Source organism: Streptomyces sp. Root431 (genome assembly GCF_001426585.1).
Classification (GTDB): Bacteria; Actinomycetota; Actinomycetes; order Streptomycetales; family Streptomycetaceae; genus Streptomyces; species Streptomyces stackebrandtii.
Genome location: NZ_LMEI01000001.1, coordinates 585,290 through 606,823 on the forward strand (window position 1 = coordinate 585,290; position 21,534 = coordinate 606,823).

General features: G+C 72.1%; 18 protein-coding genes. 9 read left to right on the top strand and 9 right to left on the bottom strand.

Translation table 11 applies throughout. The features are described from left to right. Nucleotides 1-69 precede the first annotated feature (69 nt). Both ASC82_RS02575 and ASC82_RS02580 read left to right on the top strand, forming a co-directional pair. Entirely contained in the window at nucleotides 70-990 is a 921-nt protein-coding gene (locus ASC82_RS02575) for a sugar phosphate isomerase/epimerase (RefSeq protein WP_199862450.1), read from the top strand. A 272-nt stretch (nucleotides 991-1,262) separates the two neighbouring features. Next, nucleotides 1,263-1,460, top strand: coding sequence for a hypothetical protein (locus tag ASC82_RS02580; protein ID WP_024758354.1), 198 nt, complete (start codon nucleotides 1,263-1,265; stop codon nucleotides 1,458-1,460). An 81-nt stretch (nucleotides 1,461-1,541) separates the two neighbouring features. On the opposite strand, the gene ASC82_RS02585 is transcribed toward ASC82_RS02580, so the two are convergent. Next, complete coding sequence (locus ASC82_RS02585) at nucleotides 1,542-3,836, bottom strand: MMPL family transporter (protein WP_199862451.1); 2,295 nt, start codon at nucleotides 3,834-3,836, stop codon at nucleotides 1,542-1,544. A gap of 165 nt (nucleotides 3,837-4,001) precedes the next feature. Here ASC82_RS02585 and ASC82_RS02590 point away from each other — a divergent pair, with 165 nt between their 5' ends. Next, complete coding sequence (locus ASC82_RS02590) at nucleotides 4,002-4,679, top strand: TetR/AcrR family transcriptional regulator (protein WP_056640775.1); 678 nt, start codon at nucleotides 4,002-4,004, stop codon at nucleotides 4,677-4,679. On the opposite strand, the gene ASC82_RS02595 is transcribed toward ASC82_RS02590, so the two are convergent. Further along, a complete protein-coding gene (locus ASC82_RS02595; protein ID WP_056640778.1) occupies nucleotides 4,657-5,871 on the bottom strand; it encodes a cation:proton antiporter in 1,215 nt (404 codons plus the stop codon). The genes ASC82_RS02590 and ASC82_RS02595 overlap by 23 nt on opposite strands. A 90-nt stretch (nucleotides 5,872-5,961) precedes the next feature. On the opposite strand from ASC82_RS02595, the gene ASC82_RS02600 reads away from it, so the two are divergent. The 3 genes from ASC82_RS02600 to ASC82_RS02610 all read left to right on the top strand — a co-directional run bounded on the left by ASC82_RS02600 (nucleotide 5,962) and on the right by ASC82_RS02610 (nucleotide 9,501). Further along, nucleotides 5,962-6,939: a PrsW family intramembrane metalloprotease gene (locus tag ASC82_RS02600; RefSeq protein ID WP_242427522.1), complete on the top strand. Its 978-nt coding sequence runs from the start codon at nucleotides 5,962-5,964 to the stop codon at nucleotides 6,937-6,939. Nucleotides 6,940-6,987: 48 nt separating this feature from the next. Then, nucleotides 6,988-7,212 (top strand): cation transporter, encoded by a 225-nt coding sequence (locus ASC82_RS02605; RefSeq protein WP_056640781.1) that lies wholly within the window; start codon nucleotides 6,988-6,990, stop codon nucleotides 7,210-7,212. Between the two features lie 75 nt (nucleotides 7,213-7,287). Continuing rightward, nucleotides 7,288-9,501 (top strand): heavy metal translocating P-type ATPase, encoded by a 2,214-nt coding sequence (locus ASC82_RS02610; RefSeq protein ID WP_056640784.1) that lies wholly within the window; start codon nucleotides 7,288-7,290, stop codon nucleotides 9,499-9,501. Between the two features lie 530 nt (nucleotides 9,502-10,031). Here the strand turns inward: ASC82_RS02610 and ASC82_RS02615 are convergent. Then, nucleotides 10,032-11,321 carry a citrate synthase gene (locus ASC82_RS02615; RefSeq protein WP_024758361.1) on the bottom strand — a complete coding sequence of 430 codons (1,290 nt, stop codon included), beginning with the start codon at nucleotides 11,319-11,321 and terminating at the stop codon, nucleotides 10,032-10,034. 179 nt (nucleotides 11,322-11,500) lie between these two features. Next, nucleotides 11,501-13,726, bottom strand: coding sequence for an ATP-dependent RecD-like DNA helicase (locus tag ASC82_RS02620; protein ID WP_056640787.1), 2,226 nt, complete (start codon nucleotides 13,724-13,726; stop codon nucleotides 11,501-11,503). Nucleotides 13,727-13,825: 99 nt separating this feature from the next. Between ASC82_RS02620 and ASC82_RS02625 the strand changes: the two genes are divergently transcribed. After that, nucleotides 13,826-14,302 carry a DUF937 domain-containing protein gene (locus ASC82_RS02625; protein ID WP_056640790.1) on the top strand — a complete coding sequence of 159 codons (477 nt, stop codon included), beginning with the start codon at nucleotides 13,826-13,828 and terminating at the stop codon, nucleotides 14,300-14,302. Between the two features lie 105 nt (nucleotides 14,303-14,407). Here ASC82_RS02625 and ASC82_RS02630 read toward each other — a convergent pair whose 3' ends face one another. The 3 genes from ASC82_RS02630 to ASC82_RS02640 are packed head-to-tail and all read right to left on the bottom strand — an operon-like array spanning nucleotide 14,408 to nucleotide 17,519. Further along, nucleotides 14,408-15,211, bottom strand: a complete 804-nt coding sequence (locus tag ASC82_RS02630) for a sugar phosphate isomerase/epimerase family protein (protein ID WP_056640793.1) — start codon at nucleotides 15,209-15,211, stop codon at nucleotides 14,408-14,410. Further along, a complete protein-coding gene (locus ASC82_RS02635) occupies nucleotides 15,208-16,371 on the bottom strand; it encodes a dihydrodipicolinate synthase family protein (protein WP_056640796.1) in 1,164 nt (387 codons plus the stop codon). The genes ASC82_RS02630 and ASC82_RS02635 overlap by 4 nt, the downstream gene beginning before the upstream one ends. After that, complete coding sequence (locus ASC82_RS02640; RefSeq protein ID WP_056640799.1) at nucleotides 16,368-17,519, bottom strand: Gfo/Idh/MocA family oxidoreductase; 1,152 nt, start codon at nucleotides 17,517-17,519, stop codon at nucleotides 16,368-16,370. Before ASC82_RS02640 ends, ASC82_RS02635 begins: the two co-directional genes overlap by 4 nt. Nucleotides 17,520-17,631: 112 nt before the next feature. Here ASC82_RS02640 and ASC82_RS02645 point away from each other — a divergent pair, with 112 nt between their 5' ends. Beyond that, nucleotides 17,632-18,678 (top strand): LacI family DNA-binding transcriptional regulator, encoded by a 1,047-nt coding sequence (locus ASC82_RS02645; protein WP_056640802.1) that lies wholly within the window; start codon nucleotides 17,632-17,634, stop codon nucleotides 18,676-18,678. 208 nt (nucleotides 18,679-18,886) lie between these two features. Here the strand turns inward: ASC82_RS02645 and ASC82_RS02650 are convergent, their stop codons facing one another. Together ASC82_RS02650 and ASC82_RS02655 are read right to left on the bottom strand one after the other, a co-directional pair. Beyond that, entirely contained in the window at nucleotides 18,887-19,450 is a 564-nt protein-coding gene (locus ASC82_RS02650) for an AAA family ATPase (protein WP_056640804.1), read from the bottom strand. Then, on the bottom strand, nucleotides 19,447-20,427 hold the full coding sequence (locus ASC82_RS02655) for an EamA family transporter (protein ID WP_056640807.1): 981 nt from the start codon (nucleotides 20,425-20,427) through the stop codon (nucleotides 19,447-19,449). The genes ASC82_RS02650 and ASC82_RS02655 overlap by 4 nt, the downstream gene beginning before the upstream one ends. A 99-nt stretch (nucleotides 20,428-20,526) precedes the next feature. Here ASC82_RS02655 and ASC82_RS02660 point away from each other — a divergent pair, with 99 nt between their 5' ends. Beyond that, nucleotides 20,527-21,444, top strand: coding sequence for a LysR family transcriptional regulator (locus ASC82_RS02660; protein WP_056641499.1), 918 nt, complete (start codon nucleotides 20,527-20,529; stop codon nucleotides 21,442-21,444). Nucleotides 21,445-21,534 lie beyond the last annotated feature (90 nt).

Genomic DNA, 21,534 nt, shown 5'->3' on the forward strand with positions numbered 1-21,534 from the left:
CGGACGCCTTGTCCCTGGGTCCGCCCGCCTGCTTGACGCTCCTCTCCGGCCCCGGCCAAGGTGGCAGACATGACGAAGCCGTCGTTGTCGCCGTCGCATCCGTCCCGCATCCGTGTCGGCTCCGCCCCGGACTCCTGGGGGGTGTGGTTCCCCGACGATCCCCGGCAGGTGCCGTGGCAGCGCTTCCTCGACGAGGTGTCCGGCGCGGGCTACGGGTGGATCGAGCTCGGGCCGTACGGCTATCTGCCCACCGATCCGGCCGTCCTCACGGAGGAGACCGCCCGGCGCGGGCTGCGGGTCTCGGCGGGGACGGTCTTCACCGGGCTGCACCACGGCCCGGCCGTCTGGGAGCGCACCTGGGCGCACGTCGCCGAGAACGCCGCCCTCGCCCAGGCCATGGGCGCCGGTCATCTCGTCGTCATCCCGTCGTTCTGGCGGGACGACCGGACGGGCGAGGTCCTGGAGGAGCGCACGCTCACCGCGGAGCAGTGGCGGGATCTGACCCGTCTGACGGAACGTCTGGGGCGGGAGGTGCGGGAGCGGTACGGGCTGCGGCTCGTCGTCCATCCGCACGCCGACACCCATCTCGACGGCGAGGAGAGCGTGACCCGCTTCCTCGACGCCACCGATCCGGAGGCCGTCGCGCTCTGCCTGGACACCGGGCACTACGCGTACGCCGGCGGGGACAGCGTCAAGCTGATCGAGAGTTACGGGGAGCGGATCGGCTACCTCCACCTCAAGCAGGTCGATCCGGAGGTGCTGGCCCGGGTGGTGGCCGACGAGGTGCCGTTCGGCCCGGCGGTGGCGCGGGGCGTGATGTGCGAACCGCCGTCCGGGGTACCGGCCCTGGAGCCGGTGATCGCCGCCGCGCAGGCCCTGGACGTGGACCTCTTCGCGATCGTGGAGCAGGACATGTACCCGTGCGAGCCGGACGTTCCGTACCCGATCGCGCTGCGTACCCGGCGCTTCCTGCGCTCCTGCGGGGTGTGAGCGGCGCATACCTGTGTGACCAGGGGTGACGCACGCGGACACGCCGTCGTCCGCGCGAGTCCCTGTGCCTCACTTCCGTCACACAGGTCCCCTCCCCGTCACGCATATCTCCATTACGCGGGTCTTCCGTCACAGGCGCTCGACAGCCGCTCTCCTCCTGTCGGCAGGGGTCGTTCAACGGGCACAGGCTCAGTGATCACCAACGCCCGCCCGCAGCGCCCCCGAACGGCACCCCCTGCCGCCGCTGCGCGGTGCGCAGGGAGGTACCAGGCATGACGGACAGAAGGCTCTGGTCGTACAAGGACATCGCCGCGCACATCCGCGTCCAGCCGGACACGGTCCGCTCCTACCGGAAGCACGGCCTCCTGCCGGCCCCCGACCAGGTCGAGTCGGGCAAGCCCTACTGGTACGCGGACACGATCCGCGCCTGGGTCGCCAGCCGCCCCGGCAACCGGGCCCGCCGCGACTGACCGTCGCCCCCGCTCCCCCGGCAGGCGAGGACGCCGGGCCCCGGAACGCTCCGGGGCCCGGCGTCCTGCCGCGTCCGGGGGTCAGCGCGAGGCGCCGGCGGTCACCTTCTCGGCGGCCGGCTCCGCCAGCGGCGCGGGGCCGTCCGACTCGCTGACGCCGAAGCGGTCGTGGAAGCGGCGCAGCGGCCCCGGGGCCCACCAGGTGAGGCGGCCGGTCAGCTTCATCACGGCGGGGACGAGGAGGCTGCGGACCACCATCGCGTCCATGAGGACGGCGAGGGCGACGCCGAGGCCGAGCATCTTGGTGTTGGTGACCCGTGAGGTGCCGATCGCGACCATGACGACGGCGAGGATCACGGCGGCGGCGGTGATCAGGCCGCCGGTCCTGCGCAGGCCGAAGCGGACGGAGTGCTCGTGGTCGCCGGTGGCGTCGTACTCCTCCTTGACGCGGGAGAGCAGGAAGACGCCGTAGTCCATGGAGAGTCCGAAGGCCACGCAGAACATGAGCACGGGCAGCGTGGTCTCGATGTCGCCGGTGGGGGTGAAGCCGAGGAGTCCGGCGAGGTGGCCCTCCTGGAAGACCCAGACGACCGCGCCGAACATCGCCGTGAGGCTGAGGGCGTTGAGGACGACCGCCTGGACGGGTATGAGGACGCTGCCGGTGAGCAGGAAGACGAGGAGCAGGGTGGCGAGGACGACGATCGCCGCCGCCCAGGGCAGCCGCTCGCCGAGGGCGTCCTTGGAGTCGACGAGGACGGCGGCCTGGCCGGTGACGGAGGTGTCGAAGGGGGCGGGCGCGGCGCGGAGTTCGCCCACGACCCGCTGGGCTCCGGCGCCGACGGTCTCGCCCTCGGGCACGACGGTGAAGTAGGCGTGGCCGGTGCCGCCGCCGCTCGCGGTGACGGGGCCGTCGACCCGGCCGACGCCGTCGAGCGCGGCGATCCGCTCGCGGTAGGCCGCGTACTGGGCGGGGGTGGCCCGGCCCTCGGCGAGGACGGTGATCGCGCCGCCGGGGTCGCCGGGGAAGCCGCCGCGGAGCTGGTCCTGGACGACCCGGGAGGTGGCGGTGGTGGGGAGCTGGCGGTCGTCGGCGGTGCCGAATTTCACGCCGAGGAAGGGCAGTCCGAGGAGGACGAGGCCGGCGGCGGTGGCGACGGCGAAGACCGGCGCGCGGCGCATCACGAGGTCGGCGGCCCGGGCCCAGCCGGAGCCTTCGGCGGCGTCCTGCTTGGGCGGGCGGCCGCGCCGGAGGAGGCGCCGCAGGTCCAGGGCGTTGACCCGGTCGCCGAGCAGCACGAGGGCCGCGGGGAGCAGGGTGAGGGCGGCGGTCGCGGCGAGGACGACGACGGCGATCCCGGCGTAGGCGAAGGAGCGCAGGAAGTACTGCGGGAAGACGAGCATCGCGGAGAGCGAGACGGCGACGGTCAGCGCGGAGAACAGCACGGTCCGCCCCGCGGTGCGCAGCGTGGTGCGGACGGCGGTGTACGTGTCGGCGCCGGCGGCGAGCTCCTCGCGGTAGCGGCGGACGACGAAGAGGGCGTAGTCGATCGCGAGTCCGAGACCGAGGGCGGTCGTCAGGTTCTGGGCGAAGACCGAGACGTCCGTGAACTCGGTGATGCCGCGCAGGACGGCGTTGGTGCCGAGGATGGCGACGATGCCGACGCCGAGCGGCAGCAGGGCGGCGACGGCGCTGCCGAAGACCATGACGAGGAGGACGAGGGTGAGGGGCAGGGCGATGAGCTCGGCCCGCAGCAGGTCCTCCTGGATGATCACCTGCATCTCGTGGCGGACGGCGAGGCCGCCGCCGAGGGTGACCTCGACGGGGCCGTGCGTGCCCCGGTACTCGGGGGCGATCCGGTCGAGGATGGCGCCGGCGTCCTTCTCCTCGCCGGCGATCCGGGCGGCGATCAGCGCCTGTCGGCCGTCCTCGGAGCGGAGGGCGGGCGAGCCGGTGGACCAGTAGGAGCCGACGCCGTCGACGCCCGGCTCGGCGTCGAGGCGCTCGGCGAGCCTCCGGGCCTCGGCGGCGACGGCGGGGGCGTCCGCCCCGGCCTCTCCGGCGTCGAGGAGGAGGAGCAGGTTGGGCTGCGAGCCGGGGAACTCCCGGGCCAGCGCCTCCGTCGCGTACGTGGACTCGGCGGCCGGGTCCTCCCAGCCGCCGCTGCCCATCCGGTCGGCGACGCCGCCGCCCGCCAGGACGGCGAGGGCGGTGAGCACGAGCGCCACGAGGAGCGTGAGGCGCGGCCGGGCGGTGACGAACCGCGTCCACCCGCCGCCCGTACGCGCGCCGCCCGTCCTCCCGGAGGACGTCCCCCCGGAGGCCGTACCCCCGGAGGCCGTACCCCCTGCGGGCGGTGATTTCTTGACTTCGGCCATGACGCGGTGTCCCCTTCACCTGACCCATGTGCGCGCTTCCCGGCAGGTCACATGGGTCGCCCATTGCCATAGAATGACAAACACGAGTGATCGCTCGCGTTTCCTTAGAATGCGAGCGACCTCTCGCATTTGTCAAACGTGTGTTGAGGAGAGCTGGGGACAGCCATGTCCGAGAAGCCCGAGATGTCCGAGGATCCGAAGCCGCGCCGCCGCCAGGCGCGCGGCGAGCGCCGCATCACGCAGCTGCTCCAGGCCGCCGCGAACGTCTTCTGCGCGAACGGCTACACGGCGGCCAGCACCAACGCCATCGCCCGCGAGGCGCACGTCTCGCCCGGCACGCTCTACCAGTACTTCCCGAACAAGGAAGCCATCGCCGTCGAGCTCGGCGGCCGCCTCATGCACGAGATGCGCGAGGCCCACGGTCAGGCCTTCACCCCGGAGAACCTGGCCCTGCCGCTGCCCGAGCTGCTCGACGCGGTCGTCGACCCGCTGATCGAGTTCAACTGCGCCAACCCGGTCTTCCTCGCCCTGATGCACGGCTCCGAGATCCCCGGCCGGATCGCGGAGGAGCACGACGCCCTGCACGCCTCGCTGATCGAGCGGGTCCGCGTCCTGATCGCGCACTACCTCCCGGACAGCCCGCCCGAGGAGTGCGTACGGATCGCCGACATGGCCTTCGCGGTCTTCAAGGGCGGCCTCGCCTTGGTCCTCGCCGCCCCCGAGGGGCCCGAGCGGGACGCCACGGTCGACGAGCTGAAGCTCGTCCTCCTGCGCTACCTCGACCCGGTCATCGGCGGCACCCACCACGCCCGCGACACGCTCACCACGTCTCGGAACCACTGACCTCCTCGGAGGGCGACACCTCCTCTCCCGCCCGCGCCCGCAGCTTCAGCGCGAGCAGCGGGAAGACGAGGACGGAGACCATGCCGGCCCCGACGAGCGCCGCCGCGTCGCCCGCCGACAGCTCGTGGTCGTCCACGCCGATGGTCGTGATCGCGACGACGAGCGGCAGCGCCGTGGAGCCGTAGAGGACGAGCCCGCCCCGGTCCGCGCGGTCGAGGTCGCGCGGGGCGAGGAACCAGATCGGCCCGCCGCGCACGACCAGGAAGAGCAGCAGGAAGACCGGCAGGAGGAGCAGGGTCCGGCCGCCGGAGAGCAGCGAGTCCAGGTCGAACTCGATGCCGGTGACGACGAAGAAGACCGGGACGAGGAAGCCGAAGCCGACGGCCTCGATCTTCGCCAGGATCTCCGGGCCGGAATCGGGCGCGGCCCCGGTCAGTACGAGCCGGGTGACGAGCCCGGCCGCGAAGGCGCCGAGCAGCACGTCGAGCCCGAGCGCCGTCGAGGCCCCCAGCATCAGCGCGAGCAGCAGGAAGACGAACCGGACGGCGAACTGGCCGCTGCTGTGCAGGGTCTTGGCGATGACCCGGGAGAACCACGGCGGGCGCGGGCGCAGCGCCCAGAAGACGGCGGCGGCCGTGAGCGCGGCGAAGACCGCGAGGAGCGCGGTCGACTCGGCCGCGGCGCGCCCGCTGAGCAGCAGCGCCATCGCGATGATCGGGCCGAACTCGCCGACCGCGCCGAAGGCCATGACGACGGAGCCGAAGCGGCCGTGGAGCTGCCCGGCGTCCCGCAGCACGGGCAGGACGGTGCCGAGCGCGGTGCTGGTGAGCGCCACCCCGATGAAGACGCCCTTGGCATAGCCGCCGCCGAGCAGGATCCCGGTGCCGAGCCCGAGGGCGAGGGCGGCGACCCAGGCCCAGACGGCGCGCTTGAGGGTGTCGCCGCGGACCTTGCCGAACTCGATCTCGTACCCCGCGAGGAAGATCAGCATGGTGAGGCCGAGCTGGGAGAGGCCGTCGATCAGCTCGCTGGGGTGGGCCCAGCCCAGGACGTCGGGGCCGATGAGGATGCCGAGCAGGATCTCGAAGATGACGAGGGGTACGGGGATCCGGCGTCCCACCGCGTAGGCGAGCAGCGGCGCCAGGACGGCGATCGCCATGATCAGGATCAGCGTGCTCCCCGAATGCGACATAACGGGTATTTACCATAGGATCCGGCCATACGCCTCCGTCAGTTGCCCTGCCGGCGGAGGGACTTGGCGGAGGGACTTGGAGGTCTTCCGGTGCACGAGTACCCGCCCACCACACAGACACCCCCGCCCCCCGCGGCCCCGCCGACCCCGCAGCCGCGCCCCGGCCTCTGGAAGCGGTGCCTGGGGGGCGGCCTGGCGCTCTGGATCCTGACGGCGGTCGTCACGTACGCCACCGAGAACACCACCCTGCTCCCCACCCTCATCCTGCTCGGCAGCTTCCTCGTCCCGGCGGTCTTCGTGCTCTGGGCGTACGAGCGGCACGGCCGGGACTTCGGCGTGCCGGTGATCCTCGGCTGCTTCCTCACCGGCGGCATCCTCGGCGTGCTCGGCGCCTCCGTCATGGAGTACTACCTGCTCCACCCCTCCCTGTGGATGTTCCTGGGGGTCGGACTCATCGAGGAGGCCGTGAAGCTGGCGGCCCTCATGTTCGTCGTACGCCGCTATCCGCAGCTGCGCGGGATCCGCGCCGGACTCGTCCTCGGCGGCAGCGTCGGCTTCGGCTTCGCCGCCTTCGAGAGCGCCGGATACGCCTTCAACGCCGCCGTCACCATGGACGGCATCGACCTGCGCTCGCTCCTGGAGACGGAGATCCTGCGCGGGGTGCTCGCCCCCTTCGGGCACGGCCTGTGGACGGCGATTGCCGGCGCGGTCCTGCTCGCCTACCGCCGCCCCGACGGCCGCTTCCGCTTCGCGGGGCCCGTCATCGGCACGTACCTCGGGGTCGCGGTGCTGCACGCGCTCTGGGACTCCATGCACGGCATCGCGCTCTGGCTGGTGCTGCGCGTGACCACCACCGACCTCGACCGTTCTCTCTTCGCCCAGGGATACCTCCCGCAGCCCACCTCCCAGCAGGAGCACCTCTTCACCCTCTTCTCGGTGGGCGGGCTCGTCCTGGTCACCCTGGCGGGGCTCGGTTGGCTGAGATCGCTCGCGCGGCGCGATGGGCCGGGCGCCATCGGCGGCACCCGGGGCACCGGGAGCGGCGGAACTGGAATTTATACCCCCTAGGGGTATAGTCTGGATTTGTACGGCTCTGAACCCCCGAAGGAGAACGCCATGACCGCTGAGACGAAGACCGAACTCACCACCGTCTACCAGGTCAAGGGCATGACCTGCGGCCACTGCGAGGGCGCGGTCTCCAGCGAGATCTCCGAGCTCCCCGGCGTCTCCTCGGTCACCGCCGTCGCCAAGACCGGCGAGGTCACCGTCGTCTCCGAGGCCCCGCTCGACGTGGAGGCCGTGCGCGCCGCCGTCGACGAGGCCGGCTACGAACTGGTCTGACCGACCCTTCGTGGTCGACACCCCGCAGGGTCGTACCGTTACCGCGTACGGCCCTGCTCTCGTTTGGAACCGCTCATGACGTCCACGATCACCGAGCTGACGATCGGTGGCATGACCTGTGCCTCCTGCGCCGCCCGCGTCGAGAAGAAGCTCAACCGCCTCGACGGGGTGACCGCGACGGTCAACTACGCCACCGAGAAGGCACGGGTCGAGCACCCCCCGGAGCTCACGGTCGACGACCTCATCGCGACCGTCGTGAAGACCGGCTACACCGCCGAGGAACCCCTGCCGCCGGCGCCCGAGCCCGAGCCCGACGAGACGCCCGCGGAGGACCCCGAGCTCGCCTCCCTCCGGCAGCGGCTGACCGTCTCCGCCGTCCTCGCCGCACCCGTGGTCCTGCTCGCCATGGTCCCGGCGCTCCAGTTCGACAACTGGCAGTGGCTCTCGCTCACCCTCGCCTCCCCCGTCGTCGTCTGGGGCGGGCTCCCCTTCCACCGGGCCGCCTGGACCAACCTCCGGCACGGCGCCGCCACCATGGACACCCTCGTCTCGGTCGGCACCCTCGCCGCCTACGGCTGGTCCCTGTGGGCCCTCTTCCTCGGCGACGCCGGCATGACCGGCATGCGCCACGGCTTCGACCTCACCGTCGACCGCGCCGACGGCACCTCCACGATCTACCTGGAGGTCGCGGCCGGCGTCATCACCTTCATCCTGCTCGGCCGCTACCTGGAGGCCCGCGCCAAGCGGAAGGCCGGCGCCGCACTGCGGGCCCTCATGGAGCTCGGCGCCAAGGACGTCGCCGTCCTGCGCGGGAGCACGGAGGTACGGATCCCGGTCACGGAACTGCGGGCCGGCGACCTCTTCGTCGTACGCCCCGGGGAGAAGATCGCCACCGACGGCACCGTCACCGCGGGCGCCTCGGCCGTCGACGCCTCCCTGCTCACCGGCGAATCCATGCCGCTGGACGTCACCGAGGGCTCCGAGGTCACCGGCGGCTGCGTCAACGTCTCCGGCCGGCTCGTCGTCCGGGCCGCCGCCGTCGGCGCCGACACCCGGCTCGCCCGCATGGCCAAGCTCGTCGAGGACGCCCAGAACGGCAAGGCCGAGGTGCAGCGGCTCGCCGACCGGATCTCCGCCGTCTTCGTCCCCGTCGTCCTCCTCATCGCGCTCGGCACCCTCGTCACCTGGCTCCTGCTCACGGACGACCCGACCGCCTCGTTCACCGCCGCCGTCGCCGTCCTGATCATCGCCTGCCCCTGCGCCCTCGGCCTCGCCACCCCGACCGCCCTCATGGTCGGCACCGGCCGCGGCGCCCAGCTCGGCATCCTCATCAAGGGCCCGGAAGTCCTGGAGTCCACCCGCCGCGTCGACACCGTCGTCCTCGACAAGACGGGGACGGTCACCACGGGCCGCATGCGCCTGACCGGCGTCCACGTGTACGGCGGCGGTTACGGCACCTCCGGCACCGACGAGACCGAGCTGCTGCGCCTCGCGGGCGCCCTGGAGCACTCCTCCGAGCACCCCGTCGCCCGCGCCGTCGCGGCCGGCGCCGCCGAGCGGTGCGGCGAGCTCCCCGTACCGAAGACCTTCGAGAACGTCCCCGGGCTCGGGGTCCGCGGCTCCGTCGACGGCCGGCTCGTCCTCGTCGGCCGCGCCGCCCTCCTCGCCTCCGAAGGCGTCGAGGTGCCCGCCGCCGCCGAGCCCGGCGCCGTCCACGTCGCCTGGGACGGCGTCGCCCGCGGCACCCTGACCGTCGCCGACACCGTCAAGGACACCAGCGCCGAGGCCGTCGCCCGGCTCCGCGGCCTCGGACTCCACCCCGTCCTCCTCACCGGGGACCACCGGGCCGTCGCGGAGGCCGTCGCGGCGGAGGTCGGCATCGACGAGGTGATCGCCGGCGTGCTCCCCGAGGAGAAGGCCGGGGTGATCCGGCGGCTCCAGGAGCAGGGAAAGACGGTCGCGATGGTCGGCGACGGGGTCAACGACGCCGCCGCCCTCGCCACCGCCGACCTCGGCCTGGCGATGGGCACGGGCACGGACGCGGCCATCGAGGCGAGCGACCTGACACTGGTCCGCGGCGACCTGCGCGTCGCCGCCGACGCCATCCGGCTCTCCCGCCGCACCCTGGCCACGATCAAGGGCAACCTCGGCTGGGCCTTCGGCTACAACCTCGCGGCCCTGCCCCTCGCGGCGGCCGGACTGCTCAACCCGATGATCGCGGGCCTCGCGATGGCCTTTTCGTCCGTGTTCGTCGTGACGAACAGCCTGCGGCTGCGGCGCTTCTCGTGAATTGACCTACACGTGACGCACAGGACCTTCACAAAGAGATCTAGATCACAGATATTGGGGGGTAACCATCTGGGCTGTTCGCGAGTCTAAGTGGGCGATGCCGAGAACGTCTTGGGGGACGTTCATGGGATGTCTTGGGGGACGTCCCTAGGCAAGCGTTGGCCGGGGCACGTGCACCGGGGAGCTTTGAGCGGCCCTCCCGTACGTACCCCGGCAGACCGCCCCGCGCCCGACCCGCGCAGCTACTGCTGACGCCGGCAGACGCCCGGCCCGGATCCCGTGGGGGGAATCCGCACCGGGGGATATGGGAAGCGCCCCGACCGTCGACCCGTGGGGGGATCGGCGGCGGGGCGCTTCTTGCTGCTCTTTTCGAGGCTCGGTTCGCCTCCGGGGCGCTTCAGTCGGTGTCGAGAGGGCGAACGTGCTCGACCCTCCTTCGTCGGGCCTGCGCGCGATCGCCCTCTCGACACCGACCGCGCCCCTTCGGCTCACTCGCCGGGGCGCGGTCGGGTCAGGTCCTGTGACCGGACTTAGCGGGCCTCGACCGGGACGAAGTCGCGGAGGACCTCACCCGTGTAGATCTGGCGCGGGCGGCCGATGCGCGAACCCGGCTCCTTGATCATCTCGTGCCACTGGGCGATCCAGCCGGGGAGCCGGCCGAGCGCGAAGAGCACGGTGAACATCTCGGTCGGGAAGCCCATGGCGCGGTAGATCAGACCCGTGTAGAAGTCCACGTTCGGGTAGAGGTTGCGCGAGACAAAGTACTCGTCGGAGAGCGCGTGCTCCTCCAGCTTGAGCGCGATGTCCAGCAGCGCGTCGTCCTTGCCGAGCGCCGAGAGGACGTCGTGCGCCGCCGCCTTGATGATCTTGGCGCGGGGGTCGAAGGACTTGTACACCCGGTGGCCGAAGCCCATCAGGCGGACGCCGTCCTCCTTGTTCTTCACCTTGCGGATGAAGGAGTCGACATCGCCGCCGTTGGCCTGGATGCCTTCCAGCATCTCCAGGACCGACTGGTTGGCGCCACCGTGCAGCGGGCCCCACAGGGCCGAGATGCCGGCGGAGATCGAGGCGAACATGTTCGCCTGCGAGGAACCGACCAGACGCACGGTGGACGTCGAACAGTTCTGCTCGTGGTCCGCGTGCAGGATCAGCAGCTTGTCGAGCGCGGCGACGACGACCGGGTCCAGGTCGTACTCCTGCGCCGGGACCGAGAAGGTCATGCGCAGGAAGTTCTCGACGTACCCGAGGTCGTTGCGCGGGTAGACGAAGGGGTGGCCGATCGACTTCTTGTACGCGTACGCCGCGATCGTCGGAAGCTTCGCGAGCAGCCGGATCGTGGAGAGGTGGCGCTGCTTCTCGTCGAACGGGTTGTGGCTGTCCTGGTAGAAGGTGGACAGCGCGGAGACCACCGAGGACAGCATCGCCATCGGGTGGGCGTCCCGCGGGAAACCGCGGAAGAAGTTCTTGACGTCCTCGTGGACCAGCGTGTGCTGCGTGATCTCGTTCTTGAAGGTCGACAGCTCGTCGACCTTGGGCAGCTCACCGTTGATCAGCAGGTACGCCACCTCAAGGAAGGTGGAGCGCTCGGCCAGCTGCTCGATGGGATAGCCGCGGTACCGCAGAATGCCCTGCTCACCGTCGAGGTAAGTGATCGCGGATTTATAGGCGGCGGTGTTGCCGTATCCGCTGTCCAGGGTGACCAGACCGGTCTGGGCTCGGAGTTTCCCGATGTCGAAGCCCTTGTCGCCGACGGTGCTCTCGACCACCGGGTAGGTGTATTCACCGTCCGCGTACCGCAGTACTACAGAGTTGTCGCTCACGTCATCCCTCACCGACGTAGTGCCTCTTCTTCGAGGTGCCCTGACTGTCTCTACCATCCCCCATTTGGCTCAGGAGAGTGCACTCGGGGTCGACCATTGGGCCAATCGGCGGCACTCAGTGCCGCCAACCTTCATATCCTGCCCCCTTCGCCCCGGTTCCGGTAGACCTCCGTGATCTTTCACACGGGAGCTCCACCTGTGAGGCGATGGGACAGTGCGGTAAAGCGCCGGCCCGCGGAGACCGTGCGGACCGCCTGGGCTATCGCCCGCCGCGAGCCGACGAGGACGACCAGCTTCTTGGCGCGCGTCACGGCCGTGTAGAGCAGGTTCCGCTGGAGCATCATCCAGGCACTCATCGTGACGGGGATCACCACCGCCGGATACTCGCTGCCCTGCGAGCGGTGGATGGTGACCGCGTACGCGTGGGCGAGTTCGTCCAGCTCATCGAAGTCGTACGGCACCTCCTCGTCCTCGTCCGTGCGCACGGTCAGGCGCTGCTCGACGGCGTCCAGGGCGGTGACGACGCCGACCGTGCCGTTGAAGACGCCGTTCGCGCCTTTGTCGTAGTTGTTCCTGATCTGGGTGACTTTGTCGCCGACGCGGAAGACCCGGCCGCCGAACCGCTTCTCCGGCAGGTCGGGGCGGGCCGGGGTGATCGCCTGCTGGAGCAGTCCGTTGAGCGCGCCCGCGCCGGCCGGGCCGCGGTGCATAGGGGCGAGAACCTGGACGTCCCGCCGCGGGTCGAGGCCGAACTTGGCCGGAATGCGGCGGGCCGCGACCTCCACGGCGACCCGTGCGGCGTCCTCGGTCTCCTCCTCGACGAAGAGGAAGAAGTCCGGTAGGCCCTGGGTGAGGGGCGGTGTGCCGGCGTTGATCCGGTGCGCGTTGGTGACGACCCCGGACTGCTGGGCCTGCCGGAAGATCCGGGTCAGCCGCACGGCGGGGACGGGGCTGCCGGGGGCGAGCAGGTCGCCGAGGACCTCGCCGGCGCCGACCGAGGGGAGCTGGTCGACGTCCCCCACGAGGAGCAGGTGGGCACCGGGTGCCACGGCCTTGACCAGCTTGTTCGCCAGGAGCAGGTCGAGCATGGAGGCCTCGTCGACGACGACCAGGTCGGCGTCGAGCGGCCGGTCCCGGTCGTAGGCCGCGTCCCCGCCCGGTTTGAGCTCCAGGAGCCGGTGGACGGTGGAGGCCTCGGCGCCGGTCAGCTCGGCGAGCCGCTTGGCGGCCCGCCCGGTGGGCGCGGCGAGGACCACCTTCGCCCGCTTGGCGCGGGCCAGCTCCACGATCGAGCGGACCGTGAAGGACTTGCCGCAGCCGGGGCCGCCGGTGAGGACCGCGACCTTGCAGGTCAGGGCGAGCCGGACGGCCTGCTCCTGCTCGGGCGCGAGGGTGGCCCCGGTGCGCTGGGCGAGCCAGGCCAGCGCCTTGTCCCAGGCCACGTCCCGGAAGGCTGGCATCCGGTCCTCCTCGGTCCGCAGCAGCCGTCCCACCTGCCCGGCGAGGGACAGCTCGGCGCGGTGGAAGGGCACCAGGTACACGGCGGTGACCGGCGCCCCCTCGGGGCCGGGCACCGACTCCCGTACGACCCCTTCGGGGTCCTCGGCGAGCTCGGCCAGGCACTCGATGACGAGCCCCGTGTCGACCTGGAGGAGCTTGACCGCGTCGGCGATCAGCCGCTCCTCGGGCAGGAAGCAGTGGCCCTGGTCGGTGGATTGGGACAGGGCGTACTGCAGGCCGGCCTTCACCCGGTCCGGGCTGTCGTGCGGGATGCCGACGGCCTGGGCGATCTTGTCGGCGGTGAGGAAGCCGATGCCCCACACGTCGGCGGCGAGCCGGTAGGGCTGGTTCCGGACGACGGAGATGGAGGCGTCCCCGTACTTCTTGTAGATCCGCACCGCGATGGAGGTGGAGACGCCGACTCCCTGGAGGAAGACCATGACCTCCTTGATCGCCTTCTGCTCCTCCCAGGCGGCGGTGATGTTCCTGGTCCGCTTGGGGCCGAGCCCCGGCACCTCGACGAGACGCGCGGGGGACTCTTCGAGGATGTCGAGGGTGTCGAGCCCGAAGTGCTGCGTGATGCGGTCGGCGAAGACGGGGCCGATGCCCTTGACGAGACCGGAGCCGAGGTAGCGGCGGATGCCCTGGATGGTGGCGGGGAGGATCGTCGTGTAGTTGTCCACACTGAACTGCTTGCCGTACTGCGGGTGGGACCCCCAGCGGCCCTCCATCCGCAGCGACTCCCCCGGCTGGGCCCCGAGCAGCGCGCCGACGACCGTGAGGAGGTCCCCGGCGCCTCGCCCGGTGTCGACGCGGGCGACCGTGTACCCGCTCTCCTCGTTGGCATAGGTGATCCTCTCCAGCACCCCTTCGAGCACTGCCGGACCACGACCCTCGTTGGACATGCACCGACCGTAGCGAAGGCCTCGGACACCCCGCCGGGGCCTGGGGACAACTCCCTTCCCGGGGTGCCGGGAAACCGGATGAAAAGTAGCGTTTCCGGCATGAGTGAATCTTCCTTCCAGGACGAGGTCCTGACCGAGCTCGGCGACGACCGGCTCCAGGAGATCGCCGGACTCCTCGGCACCGACGCCGGCGGAGCCCAGGAGCTCGTGGGCAGTTCGGTCGCGGAGCTCTCCGGCGAACTGCGGCAGGCGGCGGCCGAGCCGGCCAGCGCGGACGAGGTCCGCGCCGCCGTCGACGAGGTCACCTCGACCGAGCCGCCGCTCCAGGGCGTCGCGACGCTCGGCGGCCTGGCGGCCGGGGGCCTGATGGCGGGTGTCCTCGGCAAACTCGCCCGGCCCGCGGCGAACGCCGTCGCCAAGCGCACCGGCATCCCGCCCGCCACCGTGAACCGGGCCGTCGACATCCTCGTCCCGGTCGTCCTCGCGGTCCTCACCAAGCGCGCCGCCACGAAGAAGGGCGGCGGCACGCCGGCCGGCGGCCTGGGCGACCTGCTGGGCGGCGGCGCCAAGAAGTAACGGCCGCCGGGAAGCGGCGTCCACCGGAAAGCGGCGTCCGCCGGACGCGGTCGTACGGTCCTGGCGCGGCCCCCACCGCACACGGGGGCCGTGCCGTTCCATGGGTCAGACCGCCAGGAAGCGTTCCAGGGTCTCCTCCAGGACCTCCACGCCGTCCCGCGCCCACAGGTCGTCGTTGAAGATCTCCACCTCCACCGGGCCCGTCCAGCCCGCCTTCTCGACCAGGTCCGACCAGGCCCGGAGGTCGATCGCGCCGGTGCCCAACTGACCCCGGCCGTTGAGCACTCCGGCGGGGAGCGGGGTCGTCCAGTCGGCGAGCTGGAAGGAGTGGAGACGGCCCGTCGCGCCCGCGCGCTCCACCGCGGCCGGGGCGCGGTCGTCCCACCAGAGGTGGTACGTGTCGACCACCACGCCCACCTGCTCGGGCGGGAAGTGCTCGGCGATGGCCAGCGCCTGGTCCAGGGTGGAGACCGCGCAGCGGTCGGAGGCGTACATCGGGTGCAGTGGCTCGATGGCGAGGCGGATGCCGTGCTCCCCCGCGTAGGGGGCGAGTTCGCCGATGGCCTCAGTGATGCGGGCCCGGGCGGAGGGCAGGTCGGGGCAGGCGGGGGTCAGGCCGCCGGAGACCAGGACGAGGGTGTCGGTGCCGAGCGCCACCGCCTCGTCGATGGCGGCGCGGTTCTCCGCCTCCCAGCCGTCCGTGGTGAAGAAGCCGCCCCGGCAGAGGGTCGTGACGGCCAGGTCCGCGTCCCGTACGAGCGCGGCGGCGGCCTCGATCCCGTACTCCCGCACGGGTTCGCGCCACAGGCCGATGCCGGGGATGCCGAGGCGGACGCAGTGGGCGACCAGGTCGGGCAGGGCCAGCTGCTTGACGGTCATCTGGTTGATCGAGAAGCGGTCCTGGTTCATCGCGGGACTCCGTGGACCGTGAGGAGGGAGCGCATCCGGGCCTCGGCGAGCGCGGGGTCGGGGAACAGTCCGAGTCCGTCGGCGAGTTCGTAGGCGCGGGCGAGGTGCGGGAGCGAGCGGGCGGACTGGAGGCCGCCGACCATCGTGAAGTGGTCCTGGTGGCCCGCGAGCCAGGCCAGGAGGACGACGCCCGTCTTGTAGAAGCGGGTCGGGGCGGCGAAGAGGTGGCGGGAGAGTGCGACGGTGGGGTCGAGGATCTTGCGGAAGCCCGCGACGTCGCCGGTGTCGAGGGTCCTGACCGCCTCGGCGGCGAGCGGGGCGAGGGGGTCGAAGATCCCCAGCAGGGCGTGGCTGAAGCCCTGTTCGTCGCCGGCGATGAGCTCCGGGTAGTGGAAGTCGTCGCCCGTGTAGCAGCGGACGCCCGCCGGGAGGCGGCGGCGCAGCTCGACCTCGCGCCGCGCGTCGAGGAGGGAGACCTTGATGCCGTCGACCTTGTCGGGGTGGGCCGAGATCACTTCGAGGAAGGTCTCGGTGGCGGCGTCGAGGTCCGCCGAGCCCCAGTAGCCCTCCAGCGCCGGGTCGAACATCGGGCCGAGCCAGTGCAGGACCACCGGCTCGCTCGCCTGGCGGAGGAGGTGGCCGTACAGGTCGAGGTAGTCCTCGGGGCCTGACGCCGCCGCCGCGAGAGCGCGGGAGGCCATCAGGATGGCCTGGGAGCCGGTCTCCTCGACGAGGGCGAGCTGCTCCTCGTACGCCTGGCGGACGGTCGGCAGATCGGCGGGGGCGGTGAGTTGGTCCGTGCCGACTCCGCAGGCGATGCGGCCGCCGACCGCCTTGGCCTCCGCCGCGCTGCGGCGGATCAGCTCGGCCGCGCCGGCCCAGTCGAGGCCCATCCCGCGCTGGGCGGTGTCCATGGCCTCGGCGACCCCGAGGCCGTGGGCCCAGAGGTGGCGGCGGAAGGCGAGGGTGGCGTCCCAGTCGACGGCGGCGGGCGAGTCGGGGGTGGTGTCGGCGTACGGGTCGGCGACGACGTGCGCGGCGGAGAAGACCGTACGGGAGGCCAGGGCGCCGCCCGGGGGTCCGCCGGGGCGATCGCCGCGGGGCTCGGCGTGCGGCGCGTACTCCCGTACGCCTCCGCCGGCCTGCGGGAGGCGGATCACAGGGAGACCTCCGGGACGTCGAAGCGGCGGCCCTCGGCGGCCGACTTCAGTCCCAGCTCGGCGAGTTGGACGCCACGGGCGCCGGCGAGCAGGTCCCAGTGGTACGGCTCGCCGAGCGCGACGTGCCGCAGGAAGAGCTCCCACTGGGCCTTGAAGCCGTTGTCGAACTCGGCGTTGTCGGGGACCTCCTGCCACTGCTCGCGGAAGGACTCGGTCGCCGGGATGTCGGGGTTCCAGACGGGCTTGGGGGTGGCCGAGCGGTGCTGGACACGGCAGTTGCGCAGGCCCGCGACGGCGGAGCCGTGGGTGCCGTCGACCTGGAACTCGACGAGCTCGTCGCGGTTGACGCGGACGGTCCAGGAGGAGTTGATCTGGGCGATCGCGCCGCCCTCCAGCTGGAAGATGCCGTACGCGGCGTCGTCGGCGGTCGCGGCGTACGGCTTGCCCTGCTCGTCCCAGCGCTGCGGGACGTGCGTGGCGACGTGCGCGGTGACGCTCGTGACCCGGCCGAAGAGCTCGTGGAGCACGTACTCCCAGTGCGGGAACATGTCGACGACGATGCCGCCGCCGTCCTCCGAGCGGTAGTTCCAGCTGGGGCGCTGGGCGTCCTGCCAGTCGCCCTCGAAGACCCAGTAGCCGAACTCGCCGCGCACGGACAGGATCTCGCCGAAGAAGCCGCCGTCGATGAGGCGCTTGAGCTTGAGCAGGCCGGGGAGGAAGAGCTTGTCCTGGACGACGCCGTGCTTGATGCCCTTCGCCTCGGCGAGCCGGGCGAGCTCCAGGGCGCCGGCGAGGTCGGCGGCGGTGGGCTTCTCGGTGTAGATGTGCTTTCCGGCGTCGATGGCCTTGGTGAGGGCGTCGACGCGGGCGGAGGTGACCTGGGCGTCGAAGTAGACGTCGATGGTGTCGTCGGCGAGGACGGCGTCGAGGTCGGTGGACCACTCGGTGAGGCCGTGGCGCTCGGCGAGCGCGCGCAGGGCGTGCTCGCGGCGGCCGACGAGGACGGGCTCGGGCCAGAGGGTCTCGCCGTTGCCGAGGTCGAGTCCGCCCTGCTCGCGCAGCGCGAGGATCGAGCGGACGAGGTGCTGGCGGTAGCCCATGCGTCCGGTGACGCCGTTCATGGCGATGCGGACTGTCCTGCGTGTCACGAAATCTTCCTCTCCCCGGCAACTCCGCGCCTCTATAGAAAGCGCTTTCTGTCTGGGAGGAAGCTAACCTGCCGACATCACGCCGGACAAGGGCCTCGGAGGTACGCACACGATGACCGTCACCCTGGCCGACGTGGCCGCCCGCGCCCGGGTCTCCCCCGCGACCGTGTCCCGGGTCCTGAACGGCAACTACCCGGTCGCCGCCTCGACCCGCGAGCGGGTCCTGCGGGCGGTGGACGAACTGGACTACGTCCTCAACGGCCCCGCGAGCTCGCTGGCCGCCGCCACGTCCGACCTGGTCGGCGTGCTGGTCAACGACATCGCCGACCCCTTCTTCGGGATCATGGCGAGCGCGGCGCAGAGCGCGATCGGGGAGGTCGCGTCGGGGCGGGCCGGGGGCGAGAAGCTCGCCGTCGTCTGCAACACCGGCGGCTCCCCCGAGCGCGAGCTGACCTACCTCACGCTGCTCCAGCGGCAGCGGGCCGCGGCCGTCATCCTCATGGGCGGCTCGCTGGAGGACCCGGAGCACCTGGCGGCAACGGCGGGCAAGCTGGCCAAGCTCGCGGAGGCGGGCACCCGGGTGGTGCTCTGCGGGCGGCCGCCGGTGCCGGGCGACGCGCACACGGCGGCGCTCGTCTTCGACAACCGCACCGGCGCGCGGCTCCTGACCGAGCACCTGCTCGGGCTCGGACACCGGCGCGTCGGATACGTGGCGGGGCCGGCCGACCGGACGACGACCCGGCACCGGCTCGAAGGCCACCGTGCGGCGCTCGCGGCGGCCGGGGTCGCCGAGGGTCCGACCGTCCACGGCCCGTACGACCGCCGGTCCGGCTACGAGGCGACCGCCGAACTCCTCGACCGCGCCCCGGACCTGACGGCGGTCGTCGCCGCCAACGACACGGTGGCCCTCGGCGTCTGCGCGGCCCTGCGGGAACGGGGCCTGTCGATCCCCGGCGACGTCTCGGTGGCGGGCTTCGACGACCTGCCCTTCTCGGTCGACGCGGTCCCGGCCCTCACGACCGTCCGCCTGCCGCTGCACGAGGCGGGCATCAGGGCGGGCCGCCTGGCGATGGGCGCGGAGGAGCCCCCGGCGGGGGGTTCGGTGACGGTCCCGGGGGAGCTGGTGGTGCGGGGGTCGACGGGGGCGCCGCGGAGGTAGCAGCGCTGGAAGGCGTCAACCTGCCCGGCGGCTATCGGGTGGAGATCACGGACGGGAAGATCATCCTGACCCCGGGAAGTCGATCGCGACCTGCGACAGGATCCTGCCGCGGTCGGCCGGCTGTTGATCGATCAGGACCTGACCCTCCCCCTCGAAGGGCGGGAGATCGTCGTGAAGACCGACGGATTCCCCCGCTCCGAGAGCCGACCTACTTCTCCGGCGTCAGGCCCGTCGCCGCCAGGACCGCTTCCACCGTCTCCTCGACCGTCTGGTCCGCGTTGTCGATCCAGACGCCCTCGCCGGAGAGCTCCTCGCGCATGGCCTCGTCGAGGAAGGCCCAGTTCGTCGTGAGCTTCTTGTGGCGGGCGTTGTTGCGTTCCCAGGCCTTGTCCGGGCCGGGGGCCAGGATCACCACGTGGAGCTTCGCCGCCTTCGCGTGGGCGCGGTAGAAGTCCAGGTGGGAGCGGCGTACGACCACGTCGTCGAGGACCGGCAGGAAGCCGGCCGCGGCGAAGCTGTCCGCGAGCAGGCAGGCGTTGCGGGCGCGCAGCAGGATCTGGCGGTCCGCCTCCGGGTCGCCGTCCGGGCTGGGCCAGTGGCCGCCCTGGACGATCAGCTCCTGGAGGTCGTCGACCTCGATGTGCGCGGAGCGGGCGAAGCGGGCCGCGAGGGCGGCCGCGACGGTCGACTTGCCGCTGCCCGGGATGCCGGCGAGCAGGAGGGCGACGGGCGCGGGCTCGGGAGTGTCGACGGTGATGTGCGCGAAGGTCATACGGGCCTTTCCTCGCTGGTGGGACCGGACGACGATACGGTCACGGGTTCCCGTACCGCCAGCGAATTCCCGCGCGCAGGCGCCGGGCGCGCACCCGGCGCGAAGGACGTCAGCGCCACTCCCCCGACCAGCAGCGCCGCCGCGCACCAGCGGAGCGGGCTCACGCCCTCCCCCAGGAACAGGGCGGCCGAGGACATGCCGAAGACGGGGACGAGGAGCGAGAAGGGGGCGACGGACGAGGCCGGGTAGCGGCGGAGCAGCCACCCCCAGGCGCCGAAGCCGAAGACGGTCGTGATCCAGGCGACGTAGAGGATGACGCCGACGCCCGTCCAGTCGAGTCCGCGCAGGGCCGCGAGGTCGCGCTCGGGACCTTCCAGGAGGAGGGAGAGGGCGAGGAGCGGCAGGACGGGCACGGTGCTGACCCACACCATGAAGTTGAGGGCGTCGGGCGGGGAGGCCTTGCGGGTCAGGACGTTGGACACGCCCCAGCAGGCCGCCGCCGCGATCACCAGGGCGAAGCCCGTGAGTGCCCCCGCCGCACCGTCGAACGCGCCCTCGTCGACCGCCGCGACGCCGATGCCCGCGAGGGCGACCGCCATGCCCGCCGCCTTGAGGCGGCCGGGGCGTTCGCCGAGGGCCGCGAAGGCGAAGAGGGCGGTGAAGACCGCCTGGACCTGGAGGACCAGGGAGGAGAGCCCGGCCGGGGCGCCGAGGTCCATGCCGGTGAAGAGCAGCCCGAACTTGGCCACGCCCAGGACGAGTCCGACGCCCACGATCCACTTCCAGGCCACGGTGGGGCGGCCCACCAGGAAGACGGCCGGGAGGGCGGCGGCGAGGAAGCGGAGGGCGGAGAAGAGCAGCGGCGGGAAGTGGTCGAGGCCGATCTCGATGACGACGAAGTTGACGCCCCAGACGGCCGCGACGAGGGCGGCGAGGGCGAGATGGGCCGGGGCGAGGCGGGAGGGGGCGGGGCTCATGTGTCGAGCATCGCGCCGGCGACCGTGTAGCACCAGCACGGGTTCCTTCATGGTGAGATGAAGCAACGCTTCATTCTCTCCGTCCGACGGGAGCCCCTCGTGCTGGACCTCGGCCGTCTGCGCGCCCTCCACGCCGTCGCCGTCCACGGCAGCGTCGGCGCCGCCGCCTCCGCCCTCGGCTACACCCCGTCCGCCGTCTCGCAGCAGATCGCGAAGCTGGAGCGGGAGACCCGTACGACCCTGCTCGAACGCAGCGGCCGCGGCATCCGCCTCACCGACGAGGCCCATCAGCTTGCCGCCACGGCGCAGCAGTTGCTGGCCCTCGTGGAGGAGGCCGAGGTGCGGATCGAGGAGCGGCGCGGCCTGCCGTCCGGGCGGCTGACGATCGGCTGTTTCGCGAGCGCGGCGCGCGGCCTGATGCCCCGGGCGCTCGCGGAGCTGGCCCGGCGCCACCCCGACCTCGACGCCCGCCTGTCGGAGGTGGACCCGCACCTCTCGATCGACCTGGTGGCGCGGGGCGTGATCGATCTGGCCGTGGTGCACGACTGGGACATCGCCCCGCTGCCGACGCCGCCGGGGGTCGAGCGGGCGGCCGTCGGCGACGACCTGTGCGACATCCTGGTCCACCGGGACCACCCGCTGGCGGGCCGGGAGTCGGTGCGGCGGGAGGAGCTGGCGGACGAGCGGTGGATCTCGCAGCCGCCGGGGACGGTCTGCCACACCTGGCTGACGCGGACGCTGCGGGCGACGGGGTTCGAGCCGCTGATCGCCCATCAGGCGGAGGAGAACCACACCCAGGTCGCCCTGGTGGCGGCCGGTCTGGGCATCGCGCTCGTCCCGCGGCTCGGCCGTGGCGCACTGCCGCCGGAGGTGACGCCGGTCCACCTCGACCCGGTGCCGACGCGCCGGCTGCACGCCATGTGGAGGACGGGGGCGGCGCGGCGCCCGGCGATCCGGGAGACGGTCCGTACGCTCCAGGAACTCTGGCCCTCTGTCACCTCGACCGTCGAGGCGTAGGAACCTCGATTCCTGCGCGGATCCTTGACCTGGCAGTTACTTTCGGGCTATCCGTGACTCCTTGGAAGTTTCCTTCAATCTCGCACGGCC